Source organism: Citrobacter portucalensis, from assembly GCF_002042885.1.
Classification (GTDB): Bacteria; Pseudomonadota; Gammaproteobacteria; order Enterobacterales; family Enterobacteriaceae; genus Citrobacter; species Citrobacter portucalensis.
Map to the genome: position 1 here is coordinate 21,256 of NZ_MVFY01000015.1, position 25,905 is coordinate 47,160.

23 protein-coding genes are annotated in these 25,905 nt (G+C 54.3%); 17 read left to right on the plus strand and 6 right to left on the minus strand.

What is annotated here, in order from left to right; genetic code table 11:
* The first annotated feature begins 2 nt into the window (after positions 1–2).
* The 5 genes from bamC (at position 3) to ypfH (ending at position 5,657) form a co-directional block, all read left to right on the plus strand.
* Positions 3–1,037, plus strand: a complete 1,035-nt coding sequence (gene bamC / locus BZK40_RS19350; protein ID WP_003835088.1) for an outer membrane protein assembly factor BamC — start codon at positions 3–5, stop codon at positions 1,035–1,037.
* Positions 1,038–1,148: 111 nt separating this feature from the next.
* Positions 1,149–1,862 carry a phosphoribosylaminoimidazolesuccinocarboxamide synthase gene (purC, locus tag BZK40_RS19355; RefSeq protein ID WP_003835086.1) on the plus strand — a complete coding sequence of 238 codons (714 nt, stop codon included), beginning with the start codon at positions 1,149–1,151 and terminating at the stop codon, positions 1,860–1,862.
* 128 nt (positions 1,863–1,990) lie between these two features.
* A complete protein-coding gene (ypfJ, locus tag BZK40_RS19360; protein WP_032944186.1) occupies positions 1,991–2,854 on the plus strand; it encodes a KPN_02809 family neutral zinc metallopeptidase in 864 nt (287 codons plus the stop codon).
* A 15-nt stretch (positions 2,855–2,869) separates the two neighbouring features.
* A complete protein-coding gene (locus BZK40_RS19365; protein ID WP_079935147.1) occupies positions 2,870–4,885 on the plus strand; it encodes a tRNA(Met) cytidine acetyltransferase TmcA in 2,016 nt (671 codons plus the stop codon).
* Positions 4,886–4,958: 73 nt separating this feature from the next.
* Positions 4,959–5,657, plus strand: a complete 699-nt coding sequence (gene ypfH / locus BZK40_RS19370) for an esterase (RefSeq protein ID WP_079935148.1) — start codon at positions 4,959–4,961, stop codon at positions 5,655–5,657.
* A 103-nt stretch (positions 5,658–5,760) separates the two neighbouring features.
* Here the strand turns inward: ypfH and BZK40_RS19375 are convergent, their stop codons facing one another.
* The 3 genes from BZK40_RS19375 to BZK40_RS19385 are packed head-to-tail and all read right to left on the minus strand — an operon-like array spanning position 5,761 to position 7,476.
* On the minus strand, positions 5,761–5,961 hold the full coding sequence (locus tag BZK40_RS19375; protein WP_003835080.1) for a YpfN family protein: 201 nt from the start codon (positions 5,959–5,961) through the stop codon (positions 5,761–5,763).
* 27 nt (positions 5,962–5,988) lie between these two features.
* Positions 5,989–7,116: a succinyl-diaminopimelate desuccinylase gene (dapE, locus tag BZK40_RS19380; protein WP_003037976.1), complete on the minus strand. Its 1,128-nt coding sequence runs from the start codon at positions 7,114–7,116 to the stop codon at positions 5,989–5,991.
* Positions 7,117–7,119: 3 nt separating this feature from the next.
* On the minus strand, positions 7,120–7,476 hold the full coding sequence (locus BZK40_RS19385) for an ArsC family reductase (protein WP_079935149.1): 357 nt from the start codon (positions 7,474–7,476) through the stop codon (positions 7,120–7,122).
* Positions 7,477–7,865: 389 nt separating this feature from the next.
* Here BZK40_RS19385 and ypfM point away from each other — a divergent pair, with 389 nt between their 5' ends.
* Complete coding sequence (gene ypfM / locus BZK40_RS24490) at positions 7,866–7,925, plus strand: protein YpfM (protein ID WP_001386977.1); 60 nt, start codon at positions 7,866–7,868, stop codon at positions 7,923–7,925.
* 75 nt (positions 7,926–8,000) lie between these two features.
* Here the strand turns inward: ypfM and acrD are convergent, their stop codons facing one another.
* Positions 8,001–11,114: a multidrug efflux RND transporter permease AcrD gene (acrD, locus tag BZK40_RS19390; protein ID WP_079935150.1), complete on the minus strand. Its 3,114-nt coding sequence runs from the start codon at positions 11,112–11,114 to the stop codon at positions 8,001–8,003.
* Between the two features lie 184 nt (positions 11,115–11,298).
* Positions 11,299–12,996 (minus strand): nitrate/nitrite two-component system sensor histidine kinase NarQ, encoded by a 1,698-nt coding sequence (gene narQ / locus BZK40_RS19395; protein WP_020996701.1) that lies wholly within the window; start codon positions 12,994–12,996, stop codon positions 11,299–11,301.
* 260 nt (positions 12,997–13,256) lie between these two features.
* Between narQ and aegA the strand changes: the two genes are divergently transcribed.
* The 3 genes from aegA to BZK40_RS19410 all read left to right on the plus strand — a co-directional run bounded on the left by aegA (position 13,257) and on the right by BZK40_RS19410 (position 17,135).
* Positions 13,257–15,236: a formate-dependent uric acid utilization protein AegA gene (gene aegA / locus BZK40_RS19400; RefSeq protein WP_079935151.1), complete on the plus strand. Its 1,980-nt coding sequence runs from the start codon at positions 13,257–13,259 to the stop codon at positions 15,234–15,236.
* A 156-nt stretch (positions 15,237–15,392) separates the two neighbouring features.
* The gene (gene nudK, locus BZK40_RS19405) at positions 15,393–15,968 is read left to right on the plus strand and encodes a GDP-mannose pyrophosphatase NudK (RefSeq protein ID WP_008785426.1); all 576 of its coding nucleotides are present in this window, start codon (positions 15,393–15,395) and stop codon (positions 15,966–15,968) included.
* A gap of 123 nt (positions 15,969–16,091) precedes the next feature.
* A complete protein-coding gene (locus tag BZK40_RS19410) occupies positions 16,092–17,135 on the plus strand; it encodes a DUF1176 domain-containing protein (protein ID WP_079935173.1) in 1,044 nt (347 codons plus the stop codon).
* Here the strand turns inward: BZK40_RS19410 and tkt are convergent.
* Positions 17,125–19,119 carry a transketolase gene (gene tkt, locus BZK40_RS19415; protein ID WP_079935152.1) on the minus strand — a complete coding sequence of 665 codons (1,995 nt, stop codon included), beginning with the start codon at positions 19,117–19,119 and terminating at the stop codon, positions 17,125–17,127. The two genes, BZK40_RS19410 and tkt, sit on opposite strands and share 11 nt — an antisense overlap.
* Before the next feature lie 280 nt (positions 19,120–19,399).
* On the opposite strand from tkt, the gene maeB reads away from it, so the two are divergent.
* The 8 genes from maeB (at position 19,400) to eutN (ending at position 25,901) form a co-directional block, all read left to right on the plus strand.
* Complete coding sequence (gene maeB / locus BZK40_RS19425) at positions 19,400–21,679, plus strand: NADP-dependent oxaloacetate-decarboxylating malate dehydrogenase (protein ID WP_071446824.1); 2,280 nt, start codon at positions 19,400–19,402, stop codon at positions 21,677–21,679.
* A 160-nt stretch (positions 21,680–21,839) separates the two neighbouring features.
* A complete protein-coding gene (gene eutS / locus BZK40_RS19430) occupies positions 21,840–22,175 on the plus strand; it encodes an ethanolamine utilization microcompartment protein EutS (protein WP_003037995.1) in 336 nt (111 codons plus the stop codon).
* A 12-nt stretch (positions 22,176–22,187) separates the two neighbouring features.
* On the plus strand, positions 22,188–22,667 hold the full coding sequence (eutP, locus tag BZK40_RS19435) for an ethanolamine utilization acetate kinase EutP (RefSeq protein ID WP_003037998.1): 480 nt from the start codon (positions 22,188–22,190) through the stop codon (positions 22,665–22,667).
* Entirely contained in the window at positions 22,645–23,343 is a 699-nt protein-coding gene (gene eutQ, locus BZK40_RS19440; protein ID WP_079935153.1) for an ethanolamine utilization acetate kinase EutQ, read from the plus strand. The genes eutP and eutQ overlap by 23 nt, the downstream gene beginning before the upstream one ends.
* A 9-nt stretch (positions 23,344–23,352) precedes the next feature.
* Positions 23,353–24,156, plus strand: a complete 804-nt coding sequence (gene eutT, locus BZK40_RS19445; RefSeq protein ID WP_003835057.1) for an ethanolamine utilization cob(I)yrinic acid a,c-diamide adenosyltransferase EutT — start codon at positions 23,353–23,355, stop codon at positions 24,154–24,156.
* Positions 24,153–25,169, plus strand: coding sequence for a phosphate acetyltransferase (gene pta, locus BZK40_RS19450; protein ID WP_079935154.1), 1,017 nt, complete (start codon positions 24,153–24,155; stop codon positions 25,167–25,169). Before eutT ends, pta begins: the two co-directional genes overlap by 4 nt.
* A 36-nt stretch (positions 25,170–25,205) precedes the next feature.
* Positions 25,206–25,499 carry an ethanolamine utilization microcompartment protein EutM gene (gene eutM / locus BZK40_RS19455; RefSeq protein WP_003835054.1) on the plus strand — a complete coding sequence of 98 codons (294 nt, stop codon included), beginning with the start codon at positions 25,206–25,208 and terminating at the stop codon, positions 25,497–25,499.
* Positions 25,500–25,613: 114 nt separating this feature from the next.
* Entirely contained in the window at positions 25,614–25,901 is a 288-nt protein-coding gene (eutN, locus tag BZK40_RS19460; protein ID WP_003038011.1) for an ethanolamine utilization microcompartment protein EutN, read from the plus strand.
* The last annotated feature ends 4 nt before the right edge of the window (positions 25,902–25,905 follow it).

Below are 25,905 nucleotides of genomic sequence, written 5' to 3' on the forward strand. Positions count from 1 at the left end.
TGATGGCTTACTCAGTACAAAAGTCGCGCCTGGCCAAGGTTGCGGGTGTTTCGCTTGTTATGTTGCTCGCGGCCTGTAGCTCTGACTCGCGCTATAAGCGCCAGGTGAGCGGTGATGAATCCTATCTGGAGGCCGCACCGCTTGCTGAGCTTCATGCTCCAGCTGGGATGATTTTGCCGGTTATGTCGGGCGACTATAATATCCCGGTAACCAACGGCAGTGGTGCCGTGGGTAAAGCGCTGGATATTCGTCCACCGGCTCAGCCGTTAGCATTAGTCACCGGTGCTCGCACACAGATCGCGGGTGATACGTCGACATTACTGGTGGAAAACGGTCGTGGCAACACACTGTGGCCGCAGGTCGTTAGCGTCATTCAGTCTAAAAACTACACGATCACCAAACGTGATGATGCCAGCCAGACGTTGACCACCGACTGGGTTGACTGGAACCGTCTGGATGAAGACGAGCAGTACCGTGGACGTTATCAAATCTCGGTTAAACCGCAGGGCTATCAGCAAGCGGTAACGGTGAAACTGGTTAACCTCGAGCAGGCGGGTAAACCCGTAGCCGATGCGGCATCAATGCAGCGCTACAGCGCTGAGATGATGAACGTTATCTCTGCTGGTCTGGATAAAAACGCCACCGACGCCGCGAATGCCGCGCAGAACCGCTCTGCAGCCACCATGGATGTTCAGAGCGCCGCCGATGACACAGGTTTACCAATGCTGGTGGTACGTGGGCCGTTCAACGTGGTGTGGCAGCGTCTGCCGGCAGCGCTTGAGAAAGTGGGGATGAAGGTAACCGACAGCACCCGTTCTCAGGGCAGCATCGCGGTGACCTACAAACCACTGTCCGATAGCAACTGGCAGGAGTTGGGCGCAAGCGATCCGGGTCTGGTATCCGGCGACTATAAACTGCAGGTCGGTGATTTAGACAACCGCAGCAGCTTGCAGTTTATCGATCCGAAGGGGCATACCCTGACGCAAAGCCAGAACGACGCGCTGGTCGCCGTCTTCCAGGCAGCGTTCAGTAAGTAAAAATAAAGGGCTGGATAACTCCAGCCCTTTTTTTCTGATATGATACGCAAACGTGTGCGTCGGCAGAAAAACGCAATATTTATCGTTAATTCACACCCAGGAGTAATAAAGATGCAAAAGCAAGCTGAGTTGTATCGTGGTAAAGCGAAGACCGTATACAGCACGGAAAACCCGGACCTGTTGGTGCTCGAATTCCGCAATGATACGTCAGCAGGGGATGGCGCGCGCATTGAACAGTTTGACCGTAAAGGCATGGTGAACAACAAATTCAACCATTTCATTATGACTAAACTGCAAGAAGCGGGTATTCCTACCCAGATGGAGCGACTGCTTTCTGATACCGAATGTCTGGTGAAAAAACTGGAGATGGTACCGGTTGAATGTGTGGTACGTAACCGCGCGGCAGGCTCTCTGGTTAAGCGTTTAGGCGTTGAGGAAGGTATTGAGCTGAATCCGCCGCTGTTTGATCTGTTCCTGAAAAACGATGCTATGCACGATCCAATGATTAACGATTCCTATTGCGAAACTTTTGGTTGGGTGAGCAAAGAGAATCTGGCACGTATGAAAGAGCTGACCTACAAAGCTAACGACGTGCTGAAAAAGATGTTTGATGATGCTGGTCTGATTCTGGTCGACTTCAAACTTGAGTTTGGTTTGTATAAAGGTGAAGTGGTTCTGGGTGATGAATTCTCACCGGACGGTAGCCGCCTGTGGGACAAAGAAACGCTGGATAAAATGGACAAAGATCGCTTCCGCCAGAGTCTGGGCGGCCTGATCGAAGCCTATGAAGCCGTCGCGCATCGCCTGGGTGTGAAGTTAGACTAATCTTCCCCTGAGCCGGCGATCGCTCTCCGGCTCATTAACCCCACCTGATTTGATTACTATTTCTTATGGTAATCCTGTTCCGAACCGCCTACGATCATCATCATAATGAATAAAAAGTTGAGGTGATTATGCGCTGGCAAGGGCGTCGTGAAAGTGACAACGTGGAAGACAGACGAAACAGCTCTGGCGGCCCCTCTATGGGTGGGCCTGGTTTTCGTCTGCCCAGTGGTAAAGGAGGCATCATCCTGCTGATTGTGGTGCTGGTGGCGGGTTACTATGGCGTGGATCTCACCGGGCTAATGACTGGCCAGCCGGTCTCCCAACAGCAATCATCACGCTCCATCAGCCCAAACGATGATGAAGCGGCAAAATTTACCTCGGTGATTCTGGCTACAACAGAAGATACCTGGGGACAGCAGTTTGAAAAAATGGGCCGCACCTACCAACAGCCGAAGCTGGTGATGTACCGGGGCGCGACGCGTACCGGCTGCGGCGCGGGTCAGTCCGTGATGGGACCGTTTTATTGCCCGGCAGATGGTACGGTTTACATCGACCTTTCATTCTATGACGACATGAAAAACAAGCTGGGCGCCGATGGTGATTTTGCTCAGGGCTATGTTATCGCCCATGAAGTGGGTCACCACGTGCAGAAACTGCTGGGCATTGAACCTAAAGTTCGTCAGATGCAGCAGAATGCCTCACAGGCAGAAGTGAACCGTCTTTCCGTTCGAATGGAACTGCAGGCAGACTGCTTTGCCGGTGTCTGGGGCCACAGCATGCAGCAGCAGGGCGTACTGGAGTCTGGTGACCTGGAAGAGGCACTGAACGCCGCACAGGCCATTGGTGACGATCGTCTGCAACAGCAGGGACAAGGACGCGTCGTGCCGGACAGCTTTACTCACGGAACCTCTGAACAGCGTTTTACCTGGTTCAAACGCGGTTTTGACAGCGGCGATCCGGGGCAATGTAATACTTTTGGTAAAGGTATTTAAGATACTGAGGCAGGGATGTCCGATAACACGGCGCTGAGCGCGTTAACCGAACAAATGACCCGCGAAGGGATCCGTCGTCTGCTGATTATCAGCGGCGAGGATAACTGGTGTCAGGAACAGGCATTAGCGCTACGTAGCACGTTACCCGGCGACTGGCTGTGGGTAGGGGAGCAAGCCCCTACCGAGCCTTGCTGTACGCCGCAGGCGCTAAAAACATTATTAGGGCGCGAGTTTCGTCATGCGGTTTTTGACGCCAGGCAAGGTTTTGACGCTGCGGCGTTTGCCGCCTTAAGCGGCACACTGCTTGCTGGCAGTTGGCTGGTATTGCTGACCCCACCCTGGCATTCCTGGCACACACATCCGGACGCGGATTCACTACGCTGGAGCGATTGTGCTGAACCTATCCCTACACCGCACTTTATTGAACACGTCAAACGGGTGATTTCCCGCGATAGACAGGCTCTGCACTGGCTGCAGCATCAGCCGGTTTCCTGTCCGCATTTTCCTGCTCGCGCAGCCTGGCACGCGGCAACCGGCGAACCCCAGCCAGAACAGGCGATGATATTAAATCATTTGCTGGCTATACCTCCCGGTGTGGTTGCGGTGACGGCCGCACGGGGTCGGGGCAAGTCCGCTCTGGCAGGGCAACTCATAGCGCGGATTAACGGCACTGCGATTGTGACAGCGCCTGCCAAAGCGGCAACCGATGTGCTGGCGCAATTTGCCGGAGAGCGTTACCGTTTTATGGCCCCGGATGCGCTGTTAAGCAGTTCTGCAATCGCAGACTGGCTAATTGTGGATGAAGCCGCCGCGATCCCCGCGCCGCTGCTGCACCAACTGGTGGCGCGTTTTCCTCGTACGATGTTAACCACTACAGTACAAGGCTACGAGGGAACGGGGAGAGGCTTCTTGCTGAAATTCTGTGCCCGCTTCCCCAATCTTCAACACTATGAGTTGCAACAACCGGTACGCTGGGCGCAGGGATGTCCGCTGGAGCAAATCGTCAGCGATGTGCTGGTGTTTGATGATGAAACGTTCACGCATGCCCCATTGGGGGAGCTTCACTTCTCGGCATTTGAGCAACAGTCCTGGCATGCTAATCCGGCGCTGCCGTTAGCGGTATACCAGCTGCTTTCCGGAGCGCATTATCGCACCTCGCCATTGGACCTGCGGCGGATGATGGACGCGCCTGGTCAGCATTTTCTTCAGGCATCAACCGCTGACTCAGTGGCGGGGGCTGTCTGGTTGGTCGATGAAGGGGGACTATCCGCGGAATTAAGCCAGTCCGTCTGGGCCGGATATCGTCGACCGAGAGGGAATCTGGTTGCGCAGTCGCTGGCGGCGCACGGTGGTGACCCGTTGGCGGCGACGCTCGTCGGGAGACGGGTCAGTCGAATTGCGGTTCATCCTGCGCGCCAGCGAGAAGGTATCGGACAGCAGTTGATTATGCAGGCCCTGCGTTATTCCATGCAGTGTGATTATCTGTCCGTCAGCTTTGGTTATACGGCTGAACTATGGCGTTTCTGGCAACGCTGCGGTTTTGTGCTGGTGCGAATGGGAAATCATCGGGAAGCCAGCAGCGGCTGTTATACCGCCATGGCGTTACTTCCCATTAGCGAAGCGGGGAAACGCCTTGCCGAGCGGGAGCACCAGCATTTGCGCCGTGATGCGGAAATCCTTGCGCGATGGAACGGTGAGAGCATTCCGCTGGTCCCGCTGAAAGAGACTACGCTTAATGAGGATGACTGGGCTGAGCTGGCTGGGTTTGCCTTCGCGCATCGGCCATTATTGACGTCGCTAGGCTGTCTGAGTCGTCTGCTTGAGCACAGTGAGTTACCTCTTCCGGCCTTGCGCGGACGCATCCAGGCAAAACGTAGCGACGCCGAATTGTGCCAACAGCTCAAGATTTCTGGTCGTAAAGCGTTGCTGATCATTCAGCGCGCCGAAGCGGCGCAGGCATTAAATCAGTTAGATGCAGAGCGTGAACAACGGCTACATAATCGCATTATGCAATGGCAATTTTTTCACTAACTTCTTCAATTTCCTGGCATGGTCATTGCGGTTAAGCGGCGTAGAATGATTCTCATCAGTTAAGGAGATCGCCATGAAACATGACCATTTTGTTGTTCAAAGTCCCGATAAACCCGCTCAACAGCTACTGCTGCTGTTTCATGGCGTCGGCGATAACCCGGTTGCTATGGGCGAAATTGGCACCTGGTTTGCGCCGCTGTTTCCGGATGCGCTAATCGTTAGCATTGGTGGAGCAGAGCCTTACGGGACGACGTCCGGACGTCAGTGGTTTTCGGTGCAGGGCGTAACAGAAGAGAATCGTCAGGCACGCGTTGACGCCATAATGCCGGTGTTTATCGAAACCGTGCGCTACTGGCAGAAGCAAAGCGGCGTTTCGCCGCAGGCAACCGCGCTGATTGGTTTTTCTCAAGGTTCAATTATGTCACTTGAGAGCATCAAAGCTGAGCCGGGGCTGGCGTCGCGGGTTATCGCCTTCAATGGCCGCTATGCCACCTTGCCAGAGGCTGCAACCACCGCGACGACGGTGCATTTGATTCACGGTGGTGAAGACCGGGTAATTGAGTTATCTCATGCCGTTGCCGCGCAGGAAGCGTTAATTCGCGCCGGTGGGGATGTGACGCTGGATATCGTTGAAAATCTGGGGCACGCCATTGATGAACGCAGCATGCAGTTTGCGCTCGATCATCTGCGTTTTACCGTACCGAAGCACTACTTTGATGAAGCGCTGAGCGGCAGTAAGCCTCACGATGATGATGTGATTGCCATGATCTGATTGATCACCGTAGGCCGGATAAAACGCGAAGCGTTGCCATCCGGCACGTAATGCCCGGTGGCGCTAACGCTTACCGGGCCTACGGGACTTATCGGCCTACTAATTATTTCTTCGGTTGGTCCTTATTCGGCCAATCGTCGTCGTCATCCCATTTATCGTTAAAGTCACGATGTGGGGGAAGCTCCGGCTTGTTGGCAAGAAATTTCTTGTGATCGACGCGCTTGAGATCTTTAATCACGTTTAGCAGCACGCCTACCAGAAACACCAACACCAGAATCCACCAATATTTTGCCAGCCAGTCCATGCTCATTTCCTCTTACAGGAACACTCATCAGGCGACGAGTTGCTCCATGATACGTTGATACATACGGGCAAGCAGCTGCAGGTCGGCGGCATTAACACATTCATTAATTTTATGAATAGTGGCGTTGACCGGCCCAAGTTCTACTACCTGCGCCCCCATGCGGGCAATAAAACGCCCGTCGGACGTCCCGCCTGTAGTCAGTAACTGCGGTTTAATCTCATTATAGTGCTCAATGGCGTTCACCACTGCATCCACCAGTTTACCGCGTTCGGTCAGGAATGGCTGACCGGAAAGCCACCAGTCGACGGTATAACGCAGCTGATGTTTCTCCAGCAGCGCGTGAACCCGTGCTTTAATCATCTCATCGGTCAGCTCAGTGCTGAAACGGAAGTTGAACTGGATAAACAGTTCTCCAGGGATAACGTTGTTGCTTCCGGTTCCAGCCTGGATATTGGCAATCTGCATGCTGGTCGCCGGGAAGAATTCGTTACCCTGATCCCACTCGATCGCCACCAGTTCGTTGAGCATGGGGGCTGCGCGGTGTACCGGGTTATCGGCCAGATGCGGATAGGCTACGTGGCCCTGCACGCCGTGAATGGTCAGGTTGCAGGTCAGTGAACCACGACGTCCATTTTTCACCACGTCGCCAACGATTTCCGTGCTGGATGGCTCACCCACCAGGCAATAATCCAGTCGTTCATTACGCGCCATCAGCGCTTCAACCACCTTCACGGTGCCGTTTTTGGCGCTGGCTTCTTCGTCAGACGTTATCAAAAAGGCCAGACGACCCTGATGGTTTGGATGCTGGGCGACAAAACGTTCTGCGGCTACGACCATCGCCGCCAGTGAACCCTTCATATCGGCAGCGCCACGCCCGAACAACATGCCATCGCGAATGGTCGGTTCGAACGGTGGATTGATCCAGCGATCGACATCGCCGGCAGGCACTACGTCGGTGTGACCGGCAAATGCCAGGGTCTCACCTTTACCGCGCCATGCCCAAAAATTCTGTGTGTCACCAAAGTCCATTCGCTCAACGGTAAAACCTACCGCACGCAGGCGTTCAATCATTAACGCCTGGCACCCGGCATCATCCGGGCTCAGGGAAGGACGGCGAATAAGCTGCTGTGTCAGCTCAATGACCGGGCACGACATAGACTACACCTCATTAAAAAACAGAGTATAACTGGATTCACTGAAACCAAGCAGCATAGGCTTACCCGGCGCGCAGAGCAATGGGCGTTTGATAATTGCTGGCATTTCAATCATCAACGCGGCGGCGGAAGCCGCATCGGTGATTTGACTGCGCGTAGATTCATCGAGTTTACGCCAGGTGGTTCCACGCGTATTGAGCAGCGCCTCCCAACCTAATTCGCTGATAAAGGACTGTAAGAGCGTGTTGTCCAGACCGTCGACGCGATAATCATGAAAGCGGTAGTCAATACCTTGAGCCTCCAACCAGCGCCTGGATTTTTTAATCGTGTCGCAATTCTTAATGCCGTAAAGGGTGATCATTTGAATCCTTATTGACGTAACTTGAATATTTATTCTTTTATTCTGTGGCAATGAATAATACATATTGTCATTCAATCGTTATAGAAAAATATAACATTGTTGAACAACAGTGAATAATGATTCCTGAAAGCTCCAAAAAATACCGTATAACTAGAAATCAGAATCTGCCTGTTTGCATCAGCCTGTTTTTCCATCAGAATTGCAAAAGTAGTAGATGATGTATGAATATTTCAAAATATTGCAGTAAGTCACATAAAATTTATGGGTATAGCGCATAGTGATCACATAAACCCCAAACACTGGAGGAATCAATCGCAACCATCGGTTAAATTGCCTTCTTTTAATGATGATGATTTCGTAGAATGCCCATAATAATAAGAGAGGTTGTTATGATTGAACGTGAACTGGGGAACTGGAAAGACTTTATCGAAGTGATGCTTCGTAAATAATTTTCTGGAAGAAATTCATATCCTGTAAAGGATAAAAAAAGGCGACTCAACGTAAGTCGCCTTTTTTGTGTCCGATTATTCTGGGCGTGGCTTCAATGGGAAGCGTCTGCGCACCAGCACAAAGAACAGGGGAACGAAGTAAATCGCCAGGATAGTGGCTGAAATCATCCCGCCCATTACGCCAGTCCCCACCGCATGTTGACCGCCGGAGCCAGCGCCACTGCTGATGGTCATCGGCAGCACCCCGAAGATAAACGCCAGTGACGTCATCAGAATTGGGCGTAAACGTTGGCGACAAGCATGGAGCGTGGCGTCGAGCAGATCGTGTCCTTTCTCGTTCATCTCATTGGCGAATTCAACAATCAATATTGCGTTCTTCGCCGATAGCCCGATCACGGTAAGTAACCCGACCTGGAAATAAACATCGTTTTCCAGGCCGCGCATCCAGGTCGCCAATAGCGCGCCAATAACCCCCAACGGCACGACCAGCATGACGGAGAAGGGTACCGACCAGCTTTCGTACAGTGCCGCCAGACACAGGAACACGACCAGCAGAGAAATGGCGTACAGGGCAGGGGCCTGAGAGCCCGATAGCCGTTCCTGATAGGACATCGCAGTCCATTCGAGGCCAAACCCTGTCGGCAACTGGCGCACCAGCGATTCCATCACGTCCATTGCCGTACCGGTACTGACGCCGGGCGCAGCTTCGCCGACAATCTCGACTGCGGAGTAGCCGTTATAGCGTTCCAGACGTGGAGAACCCGTTTCCCAGCGTGAAGTCGCAAAGGCCGAGAAAGGCACCATGCCACCGTTGTTATTGCGGACGTACCACAAGTTAATGTCGTCCGGGAGCATGCGATATTTTGCTGCCGCCTGCACGTAAACCTTCTTCACGCGGCCCCGGTCCATAAAGTCATTGACGTAGCTGGAACCCCAGGCCGTTTGCAATGTGTCGTTGATGTCGTCGATGGAAACGCCCAGCGCCTGGGCTTTGCGCTGATCGATATCAATTTGCAACTGCGGGCTGTCGTCCAGACCGTTATGACGAACGCGGGTCAGGGACGTGTCTTTCCCGGCCAGCTCAATGAGTTTGTCGCGCGCGGCCATTAACGCATCATGGCCCGCACCGGCGTGATCCTGCAGCTCCATATCGAAACCGGCAGAGCTTCCGAGGCCGCTGATAGCCGGAGGGCTGCTGGCGAAGACGCGGGCTTCTTTAATCTTATTAAAGGCTTTGGTCGCACGTTCGATGATGGCGAAAGAGGTTCCGGTAGTGGTGTCGCGCTCATCCCAGTCTTTTAAGCGGACAAACATACGCGCCACGTTTTGACCGTTCCCGCCAGGGCCAGAACCGACCGTGGAAAAGACTGACATAATGTTGTCTTTCTCATGGGTGAAGTAATACTTCTCCACTTCCTCAACCACTTTCAATGTTTGCTGCTGTGTGGAGCCGCTGGGCAGCTGTACCGAGGTGGTAAACATGCCGCGGTCTTCCAGCGGCAGGAAGGAGGTTGGCAGGCGCAGGAACAGGAAAACCATTCCACCGAGCAGCAGGCCGTAGATCAGTATCCAGCGCAGGCTGCGGTGCAGAATTCTGGCAACGCCTTTTTCGTAGCGCTCGGCGTTGCGATTAAACATCCGGTTAAACCAGCCGAAGAAACCGGTTTGTCCGTGATGCTCGCCCTTATGCAGCGGTTTGAGCAGGGTGGCGCACAGAGCGGGGGTCAGGATCATCGCCACCAGAACAGACAGCACCATGGCGGAGACGATAGTAATCGAGAACTGGCGGTAAATGGCCCCGGTAGTGCCGCCGAAGAAGGCCATCGGGATAAACACCGCTGACAGCACCATGGCGATACCGACCAGCGCACCCTGGATTTGCCCCATCGATTTCCGTGTCGCTTCCCGCGGTGAGAGTCCTTCCTCACTCATAATACGCTCAACGTTTTCCACCACCACAATGGCGTCATCGACCAGCAGACCGATCGCCAGCACCATCGCAAACATCGTCAAGGTGTTTACGCTATAGCCAAAGGCGTAAAGCACGGAGAAGGTACCCATCAGGACGACGGGAACGGCGATGGTGGGAATCAGCGTGGCGCGGAAGTTTTGCAGGAACAGGTACATCACGAGGAATACCAGTGCAATAGCTTCCAGCAGAGTTTTTACCACGTCGATGATTGAGGCTTTGACAAAGGAGGTGGTTTCATAAGCCACCTTATATTCCAGTCCGTGCGGAAAATATTGTGACAGCTCGTTCAGACGGTTAATGACCAGTGTTGCTGTCGCCATTTCATTGGCGCCTGAAGCCAGCTTCACGCCCAGGCCGGAGGCAGGATTTCCATTAAAGCGGCTGAGGTAATCATACTTTTCAGCACCCATTTCGACCGTCGCCACATCGCCCAGTTTAACTTCTGAACCATCCTGGTTGACGCGTAGCGTAATGGCGCGGAATTCATCCGGAGTCTGCAGTAGCGACTGGGCGTTGATCGTCGCGTTCAGCGCCTGCTTGTCCACCGAAGGCGTACCGCCAAGTTGTCCGACGGCAATCTGCGCATTCTGTGACTCGATAGCGTCGGTCACATCTTTAGCGGTCATCTGGAAACTGTTCAGTTTGGCCGGGTCAAGCCAGATACGCATGGAGTACTGTGAGCCGTAAGCGTCAATATCTCCCACGCCGTTAATACGGCTGAGTGGATCCTGAATGTTACTGGCGACGTAGTCGGCGATGTCCTGCTTATCCATTGAGCCATCGGTGGAGACAAAGGCGATAGTCAGAATATTGGTGTCCCCGGTCTTACGCACCGTGACCCCCTGATCCTGTACCGCCTGCGGCAGTTTACGCATTGCCGATTGCAGCTGGTTTTGCACCTGCTGGACGGCCTCGTCAGGATCGGTTCCGGCAACGAAGCTCAACGTAACCGTAGCCTGACCTGTCCCGCTGCTCTGCGATGACATGTACATCAGGTTATCGAGACCGGTCATGTTCTGCTCGATAACCTGGGTGACGGTGTTTTCCAGAGTCTGAGCCGAAGCGCCAGGATAGTTGGCGGTGACCCGCACGTTTGGCGGTGCCAGATCGGGATATTGCTCAACGGGCAGTGAAAAAATAGCCAGGGCTCCTGTCAGGCACAACAGGATAGCTAACACCCAGGCAAAAATGGGGCGATCGATGAAAAAATTCGCCATTAAAAGAGGACCTCGTGTTTCTGCGTATCGTTATGGGTATGGCTTGCTTCACTTTAGCGGCAAGGTACGGGTCAAACGTGGAGAAAAAAAGAAGATAATGTAAATTATCATGCCCGTTTACAGCATACCTTTCGTGCCAACGCCGTCAGGCCTGGATCCAGACCCGACGGCGCTTTGCGGTTCTTTACGTTAGCTCACTGTCTGATTCAGCCGAGCGGAAACTGATGCTCACTAACGTTCCCCCTCCGGAAGGTTGAGAGAAGGTCAACGTGCCGCTTAGTCTTTCCGCTCGTTCGCGCATAATATTTAAACCGTAGTGCCCCGTAGGCTCGTGTGGTTCGCCAATGCCGATGCCGTTATCGCGGATATAAACCGTGTGGTTGCCGTCCGGAGCCGTTACGCAGCTGACGGCAATTTCGCTCGCACTGGCATGCTTAATGGCGTTCAGCACCGCTTCGCGGATGATCTGCAACAGGTGCACCTGCATTTGCGCATCCAATGCCAGCGTGGGTAACCGACAGTCGAGTGTGAGTTTAGCTGAGGTTTGATTTTGCAGCGTTTCCAGCATTTCATGCAGGGCGGAGGGTAAGTCTGCCTGCTGTAAGGTCAGACGGAAGGTGGTGAGCAGTTCGCGTAGCTGACGGTAGGCATCGTTCAGCGCCTGGGAGAAATCCGCCATAATGCTTTGCGCCGGGGCGTTATCCTCCGGGATTGAACGTTTAAGCAACGTGAGCTGAATGCGTAAATAAGAGAGCACCTGCGCCAGCGAGTCGTGCAGCTCGCGTGCAATCGTCGCTCGCTCCTCCATTAACAACAGCTGCTGAAAATGTTTTTGCGCCTGGTTGAAGTACAACCCGCGTCCCAGCATCGAGGAGACGCTGTTGAGCAGCGGAGTAGAAGCATTGACGTTTGGACTTTGCCAGTGCAGTTCGCCGTAGACGGTTTCCTGCATGGTGACAGGCAGGATCTGCATCGGTAGCTCGAGGCTTTTAGTCCCTTCGCTAATCCGCCAGTTATCACCGACGGTGAGTTCAAGGAAATACGCGGCGTCATGTTCGCGGACGATCTGTAAAATATGGCGGAAGCAGTGCACGTCAATCTGGCTGGTATTTAACGCCTGCGAGCACTGATACAACACCTCCAGACGGCGATTGGCTTCGTGGAGATCGTGAGTTTTCTCGGCCACAGACGCTTCCAGCGAGCGATACAGTTTGTGTAATTCACTCGACATCTGGCTAAATGTTTTGCCCAGCAACCCCAGTTCATTAGGCAAACCGGTATCCAGCGGTGGGATATCAAATTGACCGTGTTCAATTTGCTGACTGGCCATCACCAGTTTATTCAGCGGACGCACCACCTGCTGGCGAATGCGCCGCAGGGTAAAGAAGACGAGGGTGAATATGCCGATCCCGCCCGCCAGCGAGATGCCAAATACCAGCATTACTTTACGCTCGGCATAATGCTGCAACGCCAGCACGAAGAGATCGATCTGATCGACGTAGTTGTTGATGTTGGCCTGGTACCATTTTAAATCGCCGTCGATCAGGCGGGCGTTCATTTCCAGCCAGTTAGCATGCAGACGTCCATAGCGGCTTTTTACCGCTTGTGGCACATACCACGCGTTCAGATTCTGTAATGCTGGCGAGTTTAGCGCCTGCTGGAAAAGCTGGCGGTGGGCGTTAAGCTGCGGGCTCTGGCTTTGTAGATCGTAACCCAGACGGTAGCTTTGCATGCGCAATGAGCCAGCAACGTTGATGGCTTCGGCATCTCGCAAGCTGCTGGTCAGCGTGAGCAGCGCAATACCCGTTGAGAGAATCGACAGCATCACTATGTAGAAAAAAGCTTTAGCCAGACTGGCCGAGACCGGACGCTTTACCGTCACTTGTGCATCCTCACACAATACACGTCGCGCCTGAAAACAGCGTGAACGATGCGGTGTATTTGATAAATGTTAATAAAACGCCATGAAACTGGATGGTAACTGAAACACAATTTCATATGCGATGAAATAAATTGATCTGCCACAGGTTCTGGATAAATAGTTGTGCTTCCTGGGCAAATGAACATTGCCGCTTCCTTCCGTGTCGGTTAATAACACTCTTATAAAGAATAAGGTTTTTGCAACCAAAAAAGAAGGAAGCCATGAATCGTTTTATTATGGTCAATAGCCAGCAGTGCCTGGGATGCCATGCCTGTGAGGTCGCCTGCGTCATGGCTCACAATGGCGAACAGCATGTCCTGAGCCAACGGCATTTTCAGCCCCGAATTACCGTCATTAAGCATCAGCAGCAGCGCAGCGCGGTGACCTGCCACCACTGCGAAGATGCACCCTGCGCCAGAAGCTGCCCAAACGGGGCAATTAGCCATGATAACGACAGCGTTCAGGTGAACCCGCAAAAGTGTATTGGCTGTAAATCGTGCGTTGTAGCCTGTCCTTTCGGCACGATGCAGATCGTACTCACTCCCGTCGCCAAAGGGAAGGTGAAAGCTACCGCGCACAAATGCGATCTGTGCCAGGGGCGTGAACAGGGACCCGCCTGCGTAGAGAACTGTCCGGCGCAGGCGTTACAGCTGGTGACGGAAAATTCGCTTACCGGTCTGTCAAAAGCGCGCAGGCTGCGTACCGCAAGTTTGGAAAGCCAGCCATGGCATGCCAGCACTACCGATTTTGTTCCACATGTCATCACTAAACGTGAGCAAATGCAGGCGACGCCTGCGCGCGGGGAGCCGGATAAACTGGCGATTGAGGCCCGGAAAACCAGCTTTGAAGAGATCTATCTGCCGTTTCGTACGGCGCAGGCGGAGCGCGAAGCCTCTCGCTGCCTGAAATGCGGCGACCACAGTATTTGCGAATGGACCTGTCCACTGCATAACCACATTCCGCAGTGGATTGAACTGGTCAAAGCCGGGAATATCGACGCGGCGGTTGAGCTTTCTCACCAGACCAACTGCCTGCCGGAGGTGACCGGACGCGTATGCCCGCAGGATCGACTCTGCGAAGGGGCATGTACGGTGCGTAGCGAGCATGGCGCAGTTACCATCGGTAATATTGAGCGTTACATCTCCGATCGGGCGCTGAGTAAAGGATGGCGACCGGACTTAAGCCATGTGCAGAAAGTGGACAAGCGTGTTGCCATCATCGGTGCGGGTCCGGCGGGTCTGGCCTGTGCGGATGTGCTGGCGCGCAGCGGCGTCAGCGCCACCGTTTACGATCGCCATCCTGAAATAGGCGGTTTGCTGACGTTCGGTATTCCGGCCTTCAAGCTGGACAAATCGCTGCTGGCGCGTCGTCGTGAAATCTTCAGCGCCATGGGCATTCATTTTGAACTTAACTGTGAAGTGGGTAAGGATGTCGCGCTTGAAAAGCTGCTGGAGGATTACGATGCCGTGTTCGTGGGCGTAGGAACCTATCGTTCCATGAAGGCGGACCTGCCAAATGAAGATGCGCCTGGCGTGTATGATGCGCTACCGTTCCTGATTGCCAACACCAAGCAGGTGATGGGGCTGGAGGAACTGCCTGACGAGCCGTTTATCGACACCGCCGGACTAAACGTGGTTGTGCTGGGCGGAGGCGATACGGCAATGGACTGTGTGCGAACCGCCCTGCGTCATGGCGCAAGCCAGGTGACCTGCGCCTATCGTCGTGATGAAGCCAACATGCCCGGCTCGAAAAAAGAGGTGAAGAACGCCCGGGAAGAGGGGGCAAATTTCGAGTTTAATGTTCAGCCGGTTGAGCTGGTGTTGCATGCCGATGGGCGAGTCAGCGGTGTGCGTTTCTTACGTACTCAACTTGGCGAACCTGATGCGCAGGGCCGTCGCCGCCCGGTTCCCATTGCCGGGAGTGAGTTTGTGATGCCCGCAGATGCGGTGATTATGGCGTTTGGTTTTCACCCACACGGCATGCCGTGGCTGGAGTCGCATGGCGTTAAGGTCGATAACTGGGGGCGCATTGCCGCCGATGTTGAAAGTGCATACCGTTATCAAACCAGTAACCCGAAAATCTTTGCCGGTGGTGACGCGGTACGCGGTGCAGACCTGGTGGTGACGGCTATGGCGGAAGGGCGGCACGCCGCCCAGGGGATCGTCGACTGGCTGGGCGTAAAATCAGTCAAATCTCATTAATCGGCGAGTAGGCCGGATAAAACGCGTTAGCGTTGCCATCCGGCAATGTGCCGCATGAATGCCTGATGGCGCTTTGCTTATCAGGCCTACATTGTTCCAAGACAAACCCGGTTTCACGGCGTAGTATTATTTCTCACTTCTTGCTGTGGAGCCGGTATGTCGCAAAAAATTACCCTCATCAAAGATAAAGTCCTTTCCGATAACTACTTCGTCCTGCGCAATATCACTTATGACCTGACCCGTAAGAATGGAGAGGTGATCCGTCACAAACGTGAGGTTTACGATCGTGGCAACGGCGCCACAATCCTGCTGTATAACCCGGAGAAGAAAACGGTGGTGCTCATCCGCCAGTTTCGCGTTGCGACATGGGTCAACGGTAACGAAGACGGTCAACTGATTGAAACCTGCGCCGGGCTGCTGGATAACGACGAACCGGAAGCATGTATTCGAAAAGAGGCGATTGAAGAGACCGGCTTTGAAGTGGGTGAAGTACGTAAACTGTTTGAGCTATACATGTCGCCGGGCGGTGTGACGGAAATAATCCACTTCTTCATCGCGCAATACCGTGACAGTCAGCGGACAAACGCGGGTGGCGGCGTGGAAGATGAAGATATTGAAGTTCTGGAACTGCCGTTCACACAGGCGCTGGAAATGATCAAAACGGGTGAGATCCGTGACGGTAAAACGGTGCTATTGCTGAACTATTTGCAGTCATCGCATCTCATGGACTAATGCGCGGGATTTATATTTCTTTACAAATTTACGGCCAATCCGACGATTCTTATTGAGCCACATCAGTCGCGCAAGGAAGATACCGCTTAGGCTGTGTGTTTTGACTTCGGGGTTGTACCGTCCATGCGCTATCGCGTTATTCTCCTTTTCCTGCTCGGGTTGCTACCTGCCCGATTGCTGTGGGCTGCGCCCGCGCAACAGGCGTTTTCTGACTGGCAGGTAACGTGTAATAACCAAAATTTTTGCGTGGCGCGAAATACCGGAGAGCACCACGGCCTGGTCATGACCTTGAGCCGCAGCGCCGGGGCACATACCGACGCCGTGTTGCGTATTGAGCTGGGCGGGCTGGAATCGTCCAGCGTCAAAGAGAGCGATATTGCGCCGCGTCTGCTGTTGGATGGTGCGCCACTCTCGCTGAGCGGCGAGCACTGGCGCATAACTCCCTGGCAGCTGACGACCGATGATCCCGCCACCATCAGCGCATTTTTACAAACCGTACAGGACGCGAAGGCGATTACCCTGCAAAAAGGTGCGCAAAACCTTTCGCTGGTCGGGCTAAAAGCCGCATTGTTGTTTATCGACGCCCAGCAAAAACGGGTGGGGAGCGAAACCGCATGGATTGAAAAAGGTGACGAGCCTCCGCTCAGCGTACCTCCGGCCCCCGCGCTGAAAGGTGTAGCGGTCATTAATCCAACGCCAACGCCTCTCTCACAGCAGGAGCGCGGTGAACTGCTGGACTATGGTAACTGGCGGATCAACGGTATTCGTTGCTCTATCGATCCGCTGCGTCGCGAGATGCGCGTCACGGCCCTAACAGATGATAAAGCGCTGCTGATGATTGGCTGTGAGGCCGGGGCGTATAACACCATCGATCTGGCGTGGGTGGTTTCACGTACGACTCCGTTGACTTCACGCGCGGTACGGTTAAGCCTGCCGTTTAAAACGGATGCAGAAAGTCGCGATATGGAGCTGACCAACGCTACGTTTGACGAGAAGTCGCGGGAGCTGGTCACCCTCGCTAAAGGACGAGGGTTGGCAGATTGCGGTATCCAGACCCGCTGGCGCTACGACGGTCAACGTTTTCGCCTGGTGCGCTATGCCCAGGAGCCAAGCTGCGATAACTGGCATGGGCCAGATGCCTGGCCCACACTGTGGATCACGCGTTAAGCACCTTGTGCGCTTTGTCGACGATGTTATCTACCGTAAAGCCGAAGAACGGGAACAGTTTGTCCGCTGGAGCCGACTCTCCATAACCCGTCATCCCAACAATTGCCCCTTTCAGCCCGACATATTTGTACCAGTAGTCAGCAATTCCTGCTTCTACCGCCACGCGAGCGCTGACGTTTGCCGGCAAGACCGACTCCCGGTACGTCTCATCCTGGGCGTCAAAGATATCGGTTGAGGGCAGAGAAACCACTCGCACGTTACGACCTTCGCCGGTCAGTTTTTCCGCTGCCAGCAGCGTGATTTCCATTTCTGAACCGGTAGCAATCAAAATAACATCCGGCTTACCGCCGCCATCCTTGAGCACATAGCCGCCGCGGGCAATTTGCTGCACCTGCTCTGGTGTGCGCTCAACCTGTGCCAGATTCTGCCGCGAGAGGATCAGCGCCGTTGGCCCGTCATGACGTTCGACTGCCAGCTTCCAGCCTACTGCCGCTTCAACCTGATCGCACGGTCGCCAGGTACTGAAATTAGGCGTCAGGCGCAGGCTAGCGAGCTGTTCAACGGCCTGGTGCGTAGGACCATCTTCCCCCAGGCCAATCGAGTCGTGGGTATAAACCATGATTTGTCGGGCCTTCATCAGCGCCGCCATACGCGCGGCATTTCGGGCATATTCGACAAACATCAGGAACGTGGCGGTGTACGGTACGAAGCCCCCGTGATGGGCGATACCGTTGGCAATCGCCGTCATACCAAATTCACGCACGCCGTAGTGGATGTAGTTTCCTGCATGATCCTCTTTAAGAGAGGAGGAGCCTTTCCAGATGGTCAGGTTGCTGGGGGCCAAATCCGCCGATCCGCCAAGCAGCTCTGGCAGTATAGGCCCGTAGGCGTTAAGGGTATTTTGCGAGGCCTTACGGGTGGCGATTTTGGCCGGATTGGCCTGCAGCTCGGTAATATATTTCTGGGTTGTTGCCTCCCACTCTTTCGGCAGCCCACCGCTCATCCGGCGAGAAAACTCTGCCGCCAGTTCCGGGTAGGCTTGTTGGTAAGCTGCGAATTTCTCCTTCCAGCCCTGTTGCGCTTTTTCGCCTTTCTCGCGTGCGTCCCACGCCCGGTAAATCTCTTTGGGGATCTCAAAAGCAGGATGATGCCACCCCAGCTTCTGCCGGGTCAGTGCCACCTCTTCTTCGCCCAGCGCAGCGCCATGCGCTTCCTCTTTCCCTGCTTTATTTGGTGAGCCAAAACCAATCACCGTGCGGCAGATAATCAGCGATGGTTTATCGGTAACAGCCTGCGCTTCCTGAATGGCTTTTTTCACCGCCTCTGGGTCATGACCGTCAATGTCGTGTACCACATGCCAGTGATAAGCCTCAAAGCGTTTTGCAGTATCGTCGGTAAACCAGCCGTCGGTTTCACCATCAATCGAGATGCCGTTGTGATCGTAGAAGCCAATGAGTTTGCCAAGCCCCAGCGTGCCCGCCAGCGAACAAGCCTCGTGTGAAATACCCTCCATCAGACAGCCGTCGCCCATAAAGACCCAGGTAAAGTGGTTAACAATCTCATGGTCCGGCTGGTTAAACTGCGCTGCCAGCGTACGCTCGGCAATGGCCATGCCGACGGCGTTGGCTAAACCCTGACCCAGCGGTCCTGTCGTGGTTTCCACGCCCGGCGTGTAGCCAATTTCCGGGTGCCCTGGCGTCTTCGAATGGAGCTGACGGAAGTTCTTTAATTCTTCGATTGGCAGGTCGTAACCGGAAAGATGCAACAGGCTGTAAAGCAGCATTGAGGCGTGGCCGTTGGACAGAATAAACCGGTCACGATCGTACCAGGTGGGATCGGTCGGGTTATGGCGTAGAAAATCGTTCCACAGAACTTCGGCGATATCGGCCATCCCCATTGGTGCTCCAGGGTGGCCGGAGTTAGCTTTTTGGACGGCATCCATACTTAGCGCACGAATGGCATTGGCAAGCTCTTTACGGGTCATAGGAAATACTCCTTGAAAAGTAAAGTGTTAGATGCGTGTTGTGATTCACACTTTTGGGAAAATTGCGGGCGTTGTCAGCAAAAAGCATAGCAGACAGGCATGGTATTGCTGGATTAAGCAGGTAACATGGTTGTTATAAATTGATAACAAATTCTTTCTTTGAATGGTGAGAGTTTGGGGACCTTCAAAGTTTGTACCGTTGACTGAGGTGATAATGTGCGGCTCAGTAGAATGGTTACCCGCGCCACTTTTTTGATAGATACGTGAAAGGAACAACAAGATGGATGACCAGTTAAAACAAAGCGCCCTCGATTTCCACGAATTTCCGGTACCCGGTAAAATCCAGGTTTCTCCGACCAAGCCTCTGGCAACGCAGCGCGACCTGGCGCTGGCCTACTCGCCGGGCGTGGCTGCACCGTGTCTTGAAATTGAAAAGGACCCGCTGGCAGCCTACAAATACACCGCGCGCGGCAACCTGGTTGCGGTTATTTCCAACGGCACAGCGGTGCTGGGTCTCGGCAACATTGGCGCGTTGGCCGGCAAACCGGTGATGGAAGGTAAAGGCGTTCTGTTTAAGAAATTCGCCGGGATCGACGTGTTCGACATTGAAGTCGATGAACTCGATCCGGATAAGTTTATCAATGTGGTTGCGGCCCTGGAGCCCACGTTTGGCGGTATCAACCTCGAAGATATTAAAGCGCCGGAGTGCTTCTACATTGAGCAAAAACTGCGCGAGCGCATGAATATTCCGGTCTTCCACGATGATCAGCACGGTACGGCAATCATCAGTACAGCCGCTATTCTGAACGGTCTGCGGGTGGTTGAGAAAAATATCTCTGACGTGCGCATGGTGGTGTCTGGTGCAGGTGCGGCGGCGATTGCCTGTATGAACCTGCTGGTAGCGCTGGGTATGCAGAAACACAATATTGTGGTCTGTGACTCCAAAGGTGTGATTTACAAAGACCGTGAACCGAACATGGCGGAAACCAAAGCGGCTTACGCGGTGGTGGATGACGGTAAGCGTACGCTGGATGATGTCATTGACGGCGCAGATATTTTCCTCGGCTGCTCGGGCCCGAAAGTGCTGACGCAGGAAATGGTTAAGAAGATGGCGCGTGCGCCAATGATTCTGGCACTCGCCAACCCGGAGCCGGAAATCCTGCCGCCGCTGGCAAAAGAGGTGCGTTCCGACGCCATCATCTGTACCGGTCGTTCAGACTACCCGAACCAGGTTAACAACGTCCTGTGCTTCCCGTTCATCTTCCGCGGTGCGCTGGACGTTGGTGCGACGGCCATCAACGAACAGATGAAACTGGCGGCGGTGCACGCGATTGCTGAGCTGGCGCATGCTGAGCAGAGTGAAGTGGTGGCCTCTGCTTATGGCGATCAGGACCTGAGCTTCGGCCCGGAATACATCATTCCGAAACCGTTCGACCCGCGTCTGATCGTCAAAATCGCCCCCGCGGTGGCGAAAGCGGCGATGGACTCCGGCGTGGCAACGCGTCCGATTGCCGACTTTGACGCTTACATCGATAAGCTGACTGAATTCGTCTACAAAACCAACCTGTTCATGAAGCCGATTTTCTCCCTGGCACGCAAAGCGCCGAAGCGCGTGGTGCTGACCGAAGGGGAAGAAGCGCGCGTACTGCACGCTACCCAGGAGCTGATCACGTTAGGGCTGGCGAAGCCGATCCTGATCGGTCGTCCAAGCGTTATTGAAATGCGTATCCAGAAACTGGGTCTGCAGATCAAAGCGGGCGTCGATTTTGAAATCGTCAACAATGAGTCCGATCCGCGCTTTAAAGAGTACTGGAGTGAGTACTACCAGATTATGAAGCGTCGTGGGATTACCCAGGAGCAGGCGCAGCGTGCGGTGATTGCCAACACTACGGTGATCGGCGCGATCATGGTGCAGCGCGGTGAAGCGGATGCGATGATCTGCGGTACGATTGGCGACTACCATGAGCACTTCAGCGTGGTGAAAGAGGTATTTGGTCATCGCGACGGCGTGCATACTGCCGGGGCGATGAACGCCTTGCTGCTGCCAAGCGGTAACACCTTTATCGCCGATACCTACGTCAACGACGATCCTACGCCTGAGCAACTGGCGGAAATCGCCGTGATGGCGGCAGAGACCGTGCGTCGCTTTGGTATCGAACCGAAGGTGGCGTTGCTGTCGCACTCCAACTTTGGTTCCTCTAACTGTCCGTCGGCCAGCAAAATGCGCGACGCGCTGGAGCTGATTAAGGCGCGCGCGCCAGAGTTGATGATTGACGGCGAAATGCACGGCGACGCCGCGCTGGTGGAAAGCATCCGTAATGACCGCATGCCGGACAGTCCGTTGAAAGGCTCAGCGAATATTCTGGTGATGCCGAATATGGAAGCTGCCCGTATTAGTTACAACTTACTACGCGTTTCCAGTTCTGAAGGCGTAACGGTTGGCCCGGTGCTTATGGGGGTTGCGAAACCGGTTCACGTATTAACGCCGATCGCCTCTGTTCGTCGTATCGTTAATATGGTGGCGCTGGCGGTTGTAGAAGCCCAAACGCAGCCACTGTAATTTCACTTTAATTTATTTCCGGCGCGGGTTTCTCCCGCGCCTTTTTATTTTCTCTTTCTTAGTGATCTACTTCACCTTTTAAACCTGGTTGCCGAATTTTGTTATTTACTCTGACAAAAAATTGCCACGATGAGGGCAGTTTTAGCGGAGGCGGTGAGCAATGGAAAAAGAACGCATTATTCAGGAATTTGTGCCGGGGAAACAGGTCACGCTGGCGCATCTCATTGCGCACCCCGGCGAGGAATTAGCGAAAAAGATCGGCGTACCCGAAGCGGGCGCTATCGGCATCATGACGCTGACGCCAGGCGAAACCGCGATGATTGCCGGTGACTTAGCCATGAAGGCGGCGGATGTACATATCGGTTTTCTCGATAGATTCAGCGGCGCACTGGTGATCTACGGTTCGGTAGGCGCAGTAGAAGAAGCGTTATTACAGACGGTAAGTGGTCTGGGTCGATTATTAAATTTCACTTTGTGCAACCTGACAAAAAGTTAATCAGAGGCGGCGATGAAACGTATTGCATTTGTCGGTACGGTGGGGGCGGGGAAAACAACGCTCTTTAATGCGCTACAGGGGAATTATTCCCTCGCCAGAAAAACACAGGCCGTGGAGTTTAATGAAAATGGCGATATCGATACGCCAGGGGAATATTTTAGCCATCCGCGCTGGTATCACGCCTTAATTACCACGCTGCAGGATGTCGATACGTTGATTTATATACACGCGGCAAATGATAAAGAAAGTCGCTTACCTGCCGGGCTGTTGGATATCGGCGCCAGTAAACGACAAATCGCCGTTATCAGTAAAACGGACATGCCGGATGCCGACGTCGCCGCAACGCGACAACTACTTCGCGGGATGGGGTTTCAGGAGCCGATTTTTGAGCTCAATAGCCATGACCCGCGCAGCGTGCAGCACCTGGTGGATTATCTGACTGAGCTCAGCCAAAAGGAGGAAAGGGCAGGTGAAAAAACTCATCACAGCTAACGATATTCGTGCGGCCCACGCACGCGGCGAACAGGAAATGTCGGTTGTTCTGCGCGCCAGCATCATTACCCCGGAGGCGCGCGAAGTTGCGGAGCTGCTGGGCGTTACCATCAGTGAATGCGATGAATCCGCGCCAACTGCTGCTGTACCGGCGGCGGTTGATGATGGCAAAACGGAAAGCCAGCGCATTCGCGAAACCATCATTGCGCAGTTACCGGAAGGGCAGTTTACCGAAAGCCTGGTCGCCCAGCTGATGGACAAAGTTATGAAGGAGAAGCGGTCGCTGGAGCAGGGCGGAATGCAGCCGAGCTTTAACTCGGTAACCGGCAAAGGCGGCGTCAAAGTCATCGACGGTAGCAGCGTGAAGTTTGGTCGTTTTGACGGCGCGCAGCCGCACTGCGTGGGCTTAACCGATCTGGTGACCGACCAGGACGGTAGCAGCATGGCCGCCGGGTTCATGCAGTGGGATAACGCTTTTTTCCCATGGACGCTGAACTACGACGAAATCGACATGATTCTGGAAGGCGAGCTGCACGTTCGCCACGAAGGCGAAACCATGATTGCAAAAGCCGGGGACGTCATGTTTATCCCGAAAGGTTCCAGCATCGAATTTGGTACGCCATCGACGGTGAAGTTTCTGTATGTGGCCTGGCCTGCGAACTGGCAGTCCTGCTAAGGCGGATGTATGAAGGATTTCATTACCGAAGCATGGCTCAGAGCGAATCATACGCTCAGCGAAGGGGCTGAAATTCATCTCCCCGCTGACGCTCGCCTGACGCCGTCTGCCCGGGAATTACTGGAAAGCCGACATCTGCGTATTAAGTTTATCGACGAGCAGGGCAGCCTGTTTATTGATGACGAAGAACAGCAGCCGCAGCCGGTGCATGGATTAACCAGCAGCGATACGCATCCACAGGCCAGCTGCGAACTGTGCCATCAACCGGTGGCGAAGAAACCGGACACCCTGACGCATCTGACGGCGGACAAGATGGTCGCCAAAAGTGACCCTCGGCTGGGATTTCGCGCCGCGCTGGACAGCACCATCGCCCTGGCTGTGTGGTTGCAGATTGAGATGGCAGAACCGTGGCAGCCGTGGCTGGCGGATATCCGCTCGCGCCTGGGCAATATTATGCGCGCTGACGCCATGGATGAGCCGCTGGCAGCACAAGCTGTCGTGGGTTTAAGTGACGAAGATTTACACCGTCTTTCTCATCAACCGCTGCGCTATCTGGACCACGACCACCTGGTGCCTGAAGCCAGCCACGGACGTGATTGCGCGCTGCTTAATCTGCTGCGTACCAAAGTCCGTGAAACGGAGACGGTGGCGGCCCAGGTGTTCATCACTCGCAGTTTTGAGGTTATGCGACCGGACATTATGCAGGCGCTCAACCGCCTTTCCAGTACGGTCTACGTGATGATGATTCTGAGCGTTGCGAAGCATCCGCTGACGGTTAACCAAATTCAACAGCGACTGGGGGAGAAGCAATGATCATTGAACGTGCTCGTCAACTCGCCCAACGCTCACCGGCACGGGTGGTGTTCCCGGATGCGCTGGATGTCCGGGTGCTGAAGGCGGCGAATTACCTGCATCAGCACGGTCTGGCACATCCCATTCTCGTCGCCAGTCCGTTTGCGCTGCGCCAGTTTGCCCTCAGCCACCGGGTGGCAATGGATGGCATTCAGGTTATCGATCCGCAAAGCAATCAGCCAATGCGCGAAGAGTTTGCGCTGCGCTGGCTGGCTCGCGCGGGAGATAAAACGCCTGCGGATGCGCTAGAAAAACTCAACGATCCGCTGATGTTCGCCGCTGCAATGGTCAGCGCGGGTAAAGCTGACGTCTGTATTGCGGGCAATCTCTCATCAACAGCGAACGTGCTGCGTGCCGGATTACGCATTATCGGGCTACAGCCTGGCTGTAAAACGCTGTCGTCAATTTTCCTGATGCTGCCGCAGTACCTTGGTCCGTCATTAGGTTTTGCCGATTGCAGCGTCGTGCCGCAGCCCACCGCCGCACAGTTGGCGGATATTGCGATTGCCAGCGCGCAGACATGGCAGGCGATCACTGGTGAAGAGCCGCGCGTGGCTATGCTGTCGTTTTCAAGTAATGGCAGTGCTCGCCATCCTAACGTCGCTAACGTGCAGCAGGCGACCGAGATCGTTCGTGAGCGTGCCCCGCAGCTTACCGTGGACGGAGAACTGCAATTTGATGCCGCCTTTGTTCCGGATGTCGCAGCGCAAAAAGCGCCCGCCAGTCCGTTAAAGGGCAATGCCAATGTGATGGTCTTCCCATCGCTCGAGGCAGGCAATATTGGCTACAAAATCGCTCAGCGTCTGGGAGGGTATCGTGCAGTAGGTCCGTTGATTCAAGGGCTTGCCGCACCGCTTCATGATCTCTCTCGTGGCTGTAGCGTACAGGAAATTATCGAACTGGCGTTGGTGGCAGCAGTGCCGCGCCAGACTGACGTGAGTCGTGAATACGCCTCACAAACACTGGTTGTTTAGGTCCCGTTCTGGACCCCTTAATGAGAGGAAAACACAATGGAAGCATTAGGAATGATTGAAACCCGGGGCCTGGTTGCACTGATTGAGGCTTCTGACGCAATGGTTAAAGCGGCACGGGTGAAACTGGTTGGCGTGAAGCAGATCGGTGGCGGTCTGGTCACTGCCATGGTCCGTGGCGACGTAGCGGCATGTAAAGCTGCAACGGACGCAGGTGCTGCGGCAGCACAGCGTATTGGCGAGCTGGTTTCAGTACACGTGATCCCACGTCCGCACGGCGATCTGGAAGAAGTGTTCCCGATCAGCTTTAAAGGCGACAGCAACGACATGTAAGTCGTCCATGTGACGCCACAGACTTCATTGCTGGCGTCACCCTCTCTCCTTTTCACATTACCTTCTGCGGAGGGTAGGGGGAGGTTTTACCTGAAATATGCCACGGAGGCGCGTATGAAACTGGCAATCGTTACAGGACAAATTGTTTGTACCGTACGCCATCAGGGGCTCGCGCACGACAAGTTGCTGATGGTGGAAATGATTGACGCCCAGGGAAATCCCGACGGGCAATGTGCTGTTGCTATCGACAGCATCGGGGCGGGAACCGGAGAGTGGGTGCTGCTGGTCAGCGGAAGCTCCGCCCGTCAGGCGCACCGGAATGAATCATCGCCTGTCGATCTGTGCGTGATTGGCATTGTCGATGAAGTGGTGGCAGGTGGTCAGGTGATCTTCCATAAATAAGGCA